Genomic DNA, 282 nt, shown 5'->3' with positions numbered 1-282 from the left:
CGCCAAGCTTCTGGACGAGATCGGGCTGACGGCCCGCGACGGGTCTGGCACGCGGCTGCTCCCGGGCGGTCGCGCCCTGGGGCTGGTGGTGGAGAGCGACGGCGAGGCCGAGATGGTCCTCGACGCGCTGCTGCTCATCACGGAGTTCTGGCGCGAGGTCGGGATCCGCCTGATCACCAAGCCGCAGGAGCGCACGAACCTGCACCGGCGCTCGATCGCGGGCGTGACCGTCATGGTCGCCGCCCAGGGCCTGGACCTCGCCGTCCCGACCGCGATCATGCC

The 282-nt window shown here is 72.3% G+C and carries 1 pseudogene; it reads left to right on the top strand.

From position 1 onward, the window contains the following. A pseudogene (locus ACLBX8_RS32195) lies at positions 1-282 on the top strand (ABC transporter substrate-binding protein); the annotation flags it as partial.

The organism is Methylobacterium sp. D48H (assembly GCF_053345715.1).
The sequence above is the reverse complement of the archived record's forward strand: the minus strand, read 5'-3'. Positions and strand labels throughout refer to the sequence as shown.